Source organism: Streptomyces sp. Isolate_45 (assembly GCF_024721315.2).
Lineage (GTDB): Bacteria > Actinomycetota > Actinomycetes > Streptomycetales > Streptomycetaceae > Streptomyces.
Map to the genome: position 1 here is coordinate 23056 of NZ_JANFAK020000107.1, position 7163 is coordinate 30218.

The following is a 7163-nucleotide window of genomic DNA, read 5'->3' on the forward strand; positions in this document are numbered from 1 at the left end:
AGCAATGTCTTCTGTCAAGAGTCGGTTCATCATCAGCAGCGGTCTGATCGTCCTGCTCGTCGTCGTCGCCGTGGGCGCCTGGTCCGTGGTCAACGTGATGAAAGGCCGCGACAGCTTCTCCGCGGCCGGCCAGGCCGACGCGTCCGCCGCCACCCTGCTGAGCATCGACACCGCGAACGCGGGTGTCTCGCTGAAGGCGAGCAGCGATTCCTTCGTGCATGTCTCCGCCTCCGGCAAGTACACCGGCAGCACCCCGCCGAAGCTGACGACCAGCACAGTCGGCGCGACCATCACCGTGTCCCAGTCGTGCTCCGGCGACTGCGACGATTTCCGTCTCGACATCTCGCTGCCGGAAAGGCTCGCGGTGAAGGTGACCACCGTCGACGGGGGGACCACCGCGCGAGGCCTCGCCGGCAGTCTCGAGATAAGGACGCGCTCCGGGGGCATCGACCTCTCCGACCCCTCCGGGCCGCTCGCCCTGAACAGCACCACCGGTCAGATCCTTGTGGCCGGCGCCACGTCCGACCGGTTCGAGGCCACGACGACGGGCGGCGAGGTCAGGGCCGCATTCCGCACTGCCCCCACGATGGCGAACGTGACCACCGGCAACGGCGGCGTCGATCTCACCCTGCCTTCCTCCGGCTACTACATCCAGGCGACCAGTGCCAACAGCAACCCCAAGATCGACATCCCGGTCGACCGCAAGGCCAACCACACCGTGACCGTGAAGACGAACAACGGCGGTATCGACATCCACCATTGATGGAGGCCAACAGGAATACGCCAAAAATGGGCAACAGGCGTGCCGTCAGGCGGTCACGGGCAGACGGCAATCGGCCGGGAACCGCGTGGGCGTGTTTCATGTGTGGTCCCCGTTGCAACATCGGGCCGTCGGGGCATCCGCGCAGGCCGCCTTGTTTCACAGGCCGTTTCCTTCCTCTCTATCTGGGAAACGCGCTCCTGAAACAATTGCTGCGTGAAACCCGACCCGCACTGTCGGATTCCGTAGTCGTCTGCACTGATGTCTGCAGTCCTCTGCACGCCACGCCCGCTATGGGGCTGTATCGAGTCGAATTCCTCGTCAGGGGTGACGGTGCCTCTCCGGAGCGACGGCGAGCGCCTGCTTGTGTGACAGTGCGATCCGGCGCCGGGTGGGGTCGACTTCGAGGATCTTGACAGCGAGTGCTTCACCGACCTGAACGACGTCTTCGGGCCTTTCCACGAGCTCGTCGGCCAGTTCGGTGTTGTGGACCAGGCCCTCGAAACCGTCCTTGGAGTCCTCGATGCGGACGAAGGCGCCGAACGGTACGAGTTTCGTGACGGGGCCGGTGACGATCTGACCGACCTGCCGCGCGAGATCCAGCATCGGATCCGGCTGCAGTGCCTTCAGCGATAGCGGCACACGCTCCCGCACCATGTCGACGTCGAGGACTTCGGCGGTGATCTCCTGGCCGACGCTGACGACGTCGGACGGGTGGTTGATGTACCGCCAGGACAGCTCCGGAATGTTGATCATCGCGGTGAAGCCGCCGATGTCCACGAAGGTGACGCCAAAGCTTGCGATGGTCGTCACCGTGCCGGTGACGACCTGGCCGCGTCGCAGGGTCTTCAGGAAGGCCCAGTCGCGGTCGCTGGGAGTCGGCTCGGTCTGCCAGCGTGCGCGCAGGACACCGTCGCTGTCAGGCAGTACAGCGGTGAACAGGGGGAGATCTTCACCGGCATACATGGATACGACGCCGGCAGCACGCGCGTCAGCGAGCTGGGAGGTCACTGCCTCGAACTGGGTCTCGTCCACGACCGTGCTCGTGATCTGTCCGTCCGTGTCCTCCCAGATGACCTCCACCAGGCCTTCGTCGGGCAGAGCGGCCACGGCCGTGGCGACGTCGGTGAGCAGGTCCGGCCAGACCGCCAACTGGGAGCGTGGGGCCAACTGGGAGCGCACGGTCTCGATGGTGTCGCGGGTCAGGCGGTGCCACCGGGAGGCGTTCGCGGCGAAGACTTCCTCAAGGAACACGGCGCGGTGGGCGCTGACGGTCCAGTGCAGGCGGGCCCAGAAGTCGGCACCGGCCGGCCGCTGCACGTACGCGGGGTCGTCGGGGGCGAAGTCGTACGGCGAGGCGTCCAGGCGTTCTGGGAACAGGCCGAGCGCGCGGGTGCGGGTCAGTGCGGTTTCGCAGGGCAGATTGCTGCCGATGTAAAGGTACTGGTCCCAGCCGACGTGCACCGTGAACGCTCCCTCCGTCTCCAGCCGGCACCAGGCACCGTTGTCGCGGAGCATGGCCCGGACGAGTTCCAGGCCGACGGCGATCGGCACCAGCGCACCGTCGTGGAACCCGGCGGGGCCGGCCGAGAACAGGTCGGCCAGGCCGTAACCGTCGATCGGTGGTTCCAGGCCGAAGTGGACGAAGCCGCCGAGCTGCGGCTCGCGGATGGCCAGCTTGTCGACGCCGGTGTCCTCGGCGAAGGCGGCGACGGCTTGCAGGTAGGCGGCTTCGACTGGTCCGTGGTCGCTGGTCGCGGGCTCGGCGCCGGCGTAGTGGCCGTGCTGGTCGCGGTCGGCGGGATCGTACTTGGTGACCCGGTAGACGTAGGGCAGCACGTCACTGCCCGCCAGGGGTCGACGGTGCGGATGCGTTCTGGTGGCGTTCAAGGACGCGGTAGACGGTGGCGCGGCTGACGGAGAAGAGCTCGGCGAGGTCGGCGATGGTGTGCTCGCCGGACTGGTGCTGCTGGACCAGGTGGGTCTGCTGGCGGGCGTTGAGCTTGGGCTGCTTCCCCTTGAGTTTGCCCTTGGCCCGCGCCACTGCCATGCCTTCGCGGGTGCGCATGCGTAGGAGGTCGACCTCGAATTCGGCGAAGGTGGCCAGGATGCTGAAGAACATCTTGCCCATCGGGTCGGCGGGGTCGTAGAGGGTGCCGCTGAGCGAGAGCTTGACGCCGCGGGCAGTGAGGGAGTCGCCGATGTCGCGGGCGTCGGGTACCGAGCGTGCGAGTCGGTCCAGCTTGGGGACGACGAGGGTGTCGCCGGCGCGGACCGCCGCGAAGGCCTGAGCCAGCCCGGGCCGGTCACGGTTGGTTCCGGTCAGCCCATGGTCCAGGTAGATCCGGTCCTCCGGGACGTCCAGGCTGATCAGGATCTCGTGCTGGGCGGTGAGGTCCTGCTTGTCCAGACTGCATCTCGCGTAGCCGACGCGTTCACTCATGCCCGGAGCGTACGGTAAGCCCCCGCTCAGCGTACAACTCACCGGACACCCTAAATGAGACACCGTCAGCGCAGGTCGATCCCTCTCCGGGCAAGATCACGATTGTTCGTTGAGGGTTCCCCTTGCGAACACGCCGTCGGGCACGCTGTTCCACTTCCATGGAAGCGGAACAGCGTCAGATCAGGTCGGTGCGGCCCAGTTCGCGGGCGCCGGGCAGAAACGCAGCGGGGATGCCGGCGCCGAACAGATAGGAGCGCTCTTGCTCGAACCGGTCGAGCGTGCGGCATCCCGCGGTGAGCAGGGTGAGGAGCTGCCGCGCAGTGTCCTGGTCGATACGCGCCAGGGTGAGTGCCTCTTCCATGGCGGTCATGGCGTCCTGCCAGGCGTTGCGGTACGGGGAAGGCCGGTCGCCGTCGTAGACGGAGGGGCGCGGGGGCTGGATCGCGGAGCCGAGGCGCCCGAGGGCGACGATCGTGCCGTCGGCGGCCAGACGGAGCGCGGTGGCCACGGCGTCCCACATTGCCTCCCGGTGGTCCTCTCTCATCTGCTCGCAGGGGCGCCAGACGTTCAGACCGGCGCGTTCCGGGTGTCCGGTGGCCTGCCAGATCTGCTGCAACACGGTTTTGCCGTGCGTGTTCTGTGTGCTCGCGGCCAGGCTGACCTCGTCCAGGAGGGAGCGCAGCAGGCGGAACCACACCCCGACGTGCACGGTCCTGCCGGGCAGGCGGACCCGCCCCGTGGCGAGTCCTTGGTGGGTGTAGTGGTCCAGGGCGGCCCGGGACTCCTCCAGCGGTTCCCTGTGTATCTCCCGGCCCAGGATCAGCGAGGCCCGGACCTCGGAGGCGTCCAGGAGGCGGCAGTCGTGCTCGACGCAACTGGTCACGATGAATGGGCGTGCGCTCGTTCTGCTCCTGGCACTCGCCGGCGGTGTCGCCGCGGCGCAGAGTCAGGTCTGGGCGAGCGCGCTGCGAACGGCCGCCGCCCTCTTCACCGTCCTGTCCGCCGGCGACCCGAACAGTAGGAGTTGACGATGCCCCATAAGAGTCCATCCCGTCTTGAACTCGCGCTGATCTCCGAGGTTCACAAGCTCGGGTACCAGGTGACCGCCACTCAGTTGGAGCGGTGGCGTCACCAGCTGTGGCTGCCGAGGACGAAGGAGTGGCTCGGCGATGACGGCAACTTCCGCCCCGAGATCGTGCGCCGCACGATCGGCCTGGCCCAGGCGTCGGGGTAGGGCCGGAGTGTCAGCTGCGTGGGGTGGGCCTGCTGGGCGCTCGCCGATACCCCGGAGACCGCCGAGCGGCTGCGCGCGGCGCTGCTTTCCTCGCTGCGTAAGCCTTTGGAGAGAGCCGGCCTCGACCCGGAGAGGGTGCCCGACGGAGATTCCGACGCCGCTTTCACGGCAAGGACGGGCTCGCGGGGCAGCTGCTTCGAAACCGTCGGTCCCCGCGCCGGGACATGGACGGCGTGCTGCGCGAGTATGCGGCCAAGGATGGTGTCGAGCTGCCTCCGACCCGCTCGGTGCCCAACATCTTCCACCGGGCGCTCATCGAGCCAGGGGCCCGGGTGATGGTGGGTGGAGTCGCCGATGTCGGCTTCGAAGGCCTGCTGGAGTCGTGGGAGGCGACCTGGCCGGGCGGCCAGGAGATGTTCGACCACATACGGGCCGCGTACCGAGAGGCCGAACTCGCGGGCATCGACCTAATGGCCCAGTGCCCGCCGGCCGACGGTTTTCGCGGGCTGTTGCGGGTGATCGAGGGGGCGGACGACCGGCTGCTGTGCGCGGCGGTCCGCGCCTGCACGAAAGCCTCCGGCACGCTGGCGGTGCTGTGGGCCCGGGCCGTGGCGACCCCGGAGCTCATCCTTCAGTTGATGCCCGACGTGATGTGGGAGCAGTGGGTCCGGGTCGGAGGCCTGGCACCGGACGGCGCCGTTGGGGAGGCGGCAATCACCATCAGCACCGTGCAGCACCTGATCGTGCCCGGCTGGGCAGACGACCTGCACCGCTTTCAGGCAGTCATGGGTGACCTGCTCGCCCCATCGGTGTAGTGGCGAACGGAGAGCCGGTCACCTGAGCGGGTGGCGGTGACCACACGATGACGGGTCGTACCTTCAGTACTTCGATAACGAGGTCCTCGACAGGGGTGGTGGTGTTCTGGTCGCCGCTCGTGGTGCGGTCCGTCGGGCCGGGCGCCGCGTCGACGAGGTACTCGGCGGCGGCCCGCGCGAGTGCGGCCGGAAGCCGCTGGGTGAGCACCGTGTGGCCGTCGGGTAGTCGTACCGCGAGGGCGCGGGGCTGCGCCGGCCGACCGGTGTAGCCGACGACGACCCCGCCTCGGAAGTCTCTGCGTGGCGCGGTCCGCGCGCCCGGATCGGCCCACCGGACAGCGGCCCGCGGTGAAGTACCGCAGGTCCGTGCGCGGGAAGGCCGGTGACGATGGTTGCGAGTCCGCTGGTGCTCTGTCGGGATTCGGCGCGCGGCGACTCTCCTATGATCGTCTTTGCTTTGAAGGTGGACATACAAGCAGGGAGAACCCATGGGACGGCTGTTCAGAGCTGGACTTGCCGCTGGAACCGCATTGGTGCTGAGCGCATGCGGCGGCGGAAGCGAGAACGCCGGTGGTGGTGCGAATAGTGGCGAAGCGCCTGCGGGGGAGAAGGAGGCGACCGCGCCGCTGGCGGGGAAGGGCACCATCTCCGTGGCCTTCTGCCGCACGATTCGGGGCGCGGATAATCGGAACATCTACGGGCTGACGGTCCGTTCGTACGCGCTCAAGGACGGTGCCCTGGTCGCGGAACGCAACTCGGTGATGGATCCCGGGTTCAAGCCGCTGACCATCTGCGACGAAGGGGAAAGGCCGGCGCCCTGGAGGGCCTTCAACAAGAACCTCACCATGGTGGCGGGCCTCGCCGCGCCCAGCCGCGCCGGTGCGGCCGACACCACCACCGGAAAGGAGATCGCTCCGCCCGACAAGGATGCTTTTGTCAAGGACCTGCGCACCGGGGCTGTGGCCTTCCACCCTGTCACGGGGCAGCTCTGGTACGACAGCGATGGCGGCGAGTCCCTGGTGTACGTCCGCGACCCGAAGGGCGGCATGGCCACGGAGAAGCCGGTCAAGGCGATCGCCGACCACATAGCCAAGGACCCCGTCACGGCCGCCGCGATCCTGTCGCTGGGCCAAAGCGACGTCGTGGCCGTTTCCCCCTCGGGCGTCATCGCGATGACGGGCTCGCTCGGGAAGCTGGACCGCCAGCCCACAAACGGCGGGGTGAGGTCGTTCTTCCAGGAATTCCCCGTGCAGGGGCTGAGCGGGAACAACCAACGGGATTGCTACCCGGCGTTCTGGCGTGATGACACCACCCTGGTATGCGACTACTCGCTTGAACAGATCACCTTCAGCGCCGACCACAAGAGCGTCGTGACCAGGATCTCGCTCCTGCCCGACGCGGATCGGACCGTCCAGGATCCCCTGCTCTCGCCGGACGGGAAGAGCATCGCGTTCATCGCCCGGAACGGAGCGGGTCAGGATGTCATCTACAAGATCGACCCTTCCACTCCGGGCAGCCAGCCGGTGAAGATCGCAGAGCTTGAGAAGCCCATGGACGGCTCCGACAAGCACAAGCTTTCACTGATCACCTGGAACTGACGCCACCCGCCCCCTGCCATGGACTCCTCGGCTGCGTCGACCACGCGGCTTACGACCGTTCGAGGGCGTCAAGGAGCAGCGGGCTGTAGCCCGCGATGGCAAGGTCGTCGTTCGTTGGACGGAACCCCCCACGGCTCACCTGCTCGCGCTCGCAGCGTGGGGGGGGGGGGGGGGCCCCCCCCCCCCCCCCCCCCCCCCCCCCCCCCCCCCCCCCCCCCCCCCCCCCCCCGCCCCCGCCCCCCCCCCCCCCCCCCCCCCCCCCCCCCCCCCCCCCCCCCCCCCCCCCCCCCCCCCCCCCCCCCCCCCCCCCCCC

8 protein-coding genes are annotated in these 7163 nt (G+C 68.5%); 5 read left to right on the forward strand and 3 right to left on the reverse strand.

The window, feature by feature from the left end; all coding sequences use genetic code 11:
- Positions 1-4: 4 nt before the first annotated feature.
- Positions 5-763 carry a DUF4097 family beta strand repeat-containing protein gene (locus tag NOD94_RS28355; protein WP_281208972.1) on the forward strand — a complete coding sequence of 253 codons (759 nt, stop codon included), beginning with the start codon at positions 5-7 and terminating at the stop codon, positions 761-763.
- A 318-nt stretch (positions 764-1081) separates the two neighbouring features.
- Here the strand turns inward: NOD94_RS28355 and NOD94_RS28360 are convergent, their stop codons facing one another.
- From NOD94_RS28360 to NOD94_RS28370, 3 genes are all read right to left on the reverse strand, one after another.
- The gene (locus NOD94_RS28360) at positions 1082-2650 is read right to left on the reverse strand and encodes a S1 RNA-binding domain-containing protein (protein ID WP_281208973.1); all 1569 of its coding nucleotides are present in this window, start codon (positions 2648-2650) and stop codon (positions 1082-1084) included.
- Positions 2601-3203, reverse strand: coding sequence for a recombinase family protein (locus tag NOD94_RS28365; protein WP_281208974.1), 603 nt, complete (start codon positions 3201-3203; stop codon positions 2601-2603). The genes NOD94_RS28360 and NOD94_RS28365 overlap by 50 nt, the downstream gene beginning before the upstream one ends.
- A 175-nt stretch (positions 3204-3378) precedes the next feature.
- Complete coding sequence (locus NOD94_RS28370) at positions 3379-4086, reverse strand: hypothetical protein (RefSeq protein WP_281208975.1); 708 nt, start codon at positions 4084-4086, stop codon at positions 3379-3381.
- Position 4087: 1 nt separating this feature from the next.
- On the opposite strand from NOD94_RS28370, the gene NOD94_RS28375 reads away from it, so the two are divergent.
- The 4 genes from NOD94_RS28375 to NOD94_RS28390 all read left to right on the forward strand — a co-directional run bounded on the left by NOD94_RS28375 (position 4088) and on the right by NOD94_RS28390 (position 6850).
- Positions 4088-4231 (forward strand): hypothetical protein, encoded by a 144-nt coding sequence (locus NOD94_RS28375; protein ID WP_281208976.1) that lies wholly within the window; start codon positions 4088-4090, stop codon positions 4229-4231.
- Between the two features lie 2 nt (positions 4232-4233).
- Entirely contained in the window at positions 4234-4437 is a 204-nt protein-coding gene (locus tag NOD94_RS28380; RefSeq protein WP_281208977.1) for a hypothetical protein, read from the forward strand.
- A 224-nt stretch (positions 4438-4661) separates the two neighbouring features.
- Positions 4662-5252, forward strand: a complete 591-nt coding sequence (locus tag NOD94_RS28385) for a hypothetical protein (RefSeq protein ID WP_281208978.1) — start codon at positions 4662-4664, stop codon at positions 5250-5252.
- Between the two features lie 488 nt (positions 5253-5740).
- On the forward strand, positions 5741-6850 hold the full coding sequence (locus tag NOD94_RS28390; protein WP_281208979.1) for a hypothetical protein: 1110 nt from the start codon (positions 5741-5743) through the stop codon (positions 6848-6850).
- Positions 6851-7163: the final 313 nt, after the last annotated feature.

Bases quoted from the DNA above. Each gene is read 5' to 3' on its own strand.
- NOD94_RS28355 (WP_281208972.1), top strand. From the start codon at position 5: ATGTCTTCTGTCAAGAGTCGGTTCATCATCAGCAGCGGTCTGATCGTC.
- NOD94_RS28365 (WP_281208974.1), bottom strand. From the start codon at position 3,203: ATGAGTGAACGCGTCGGCTACGCGAGATGCAGTCTGGACAAGCAGGAC.
- NOD94_RS28375 (WP_281208976.1), top strand. From the start codon at position 4,088: ATGAATGGGCGTGCGCTCGTTCTGCTCCTGGCACTCGCCGGCGGTGTC.
- NOD94_RS28380 (WP_281208977.1), top strand. From the start codon at position 4,234: ATGCCCCATAAGAGTCCATCCCGTCTTGAACTCGCGCTGATCTCCGAG.
- NOD94_RS28385 (WP_281208978.1), top strand. From the start codon at position 4,662: ATGGACGGCGTGCTGCGCGAGTATGCGGCCAAGGATGGTGTCGAGCTG.
- NOD94_RS28390 (WP_281208979.1), top strand. From the start codon at position 5,741: ATGGGACGGCTGTTCAGAGCTGGACTTGCCGCTGGAACCGCATTGGTG.